Source organism: Bacillus cereus group sp. N24 (assembly GCF_016483345.1).
Lineage (GTDB): Bacteria > Bacillota > Bacilli > Bacillales > Bacillaceae_G > Bacillus_A > Bacillus_A toyonensis.
In genome coordinates this window covers 1-352 of record NZ_JAEHCA010000110.1, presented here as the reverse complement: position 1 = coordinate 352, position 352 = coordinate 1, and the positions used below count along the sequence as shown (strand labels likewise).

The following is a 352-nucleotide window of genomic DNA, read 5'->3' as shown; positions in this document are numbered from 1 at the left end:
GCAACCTTGCGGATGCTTATACACGCTTTTTCAAAAAACAAAACAGTGCCCCGCGTTTCAAATCTAAGAAAAACAACTTACAATCTTATACCACAAAACAAACAAATGAAAACATTGCCGTTGTAGGAAACAAAATGAAATTGCCAAAAGTCGGTCTTGTTCGATTTGCCAAAAGTCGTGAAGTAAAAGGACGTATTGTAAATGCTACGGTTAGACGGAACTCTTCTGGCAGATACTTTGTGTCATTGTTAGTTGAAACAGAAGTGCAAGAACTCCCGAAAACAAATTCTTACATTGGAATGGATGTGGGACTAAAAGATTTCGCCATTTTGTCAGATGGAACAACCTATAA

1 pseudogene is annotated in these 352 nt (G+C 37.5%); it reads left to right on the top strand.

What is annotated here, in order from left to right:
* A pseudogene (locus JDS95_RS30590) lies at window positions 1-352 on the top strand (IS200/IS605 family element RNA-guided endonuclease TnpB); the annotation flags it as partial.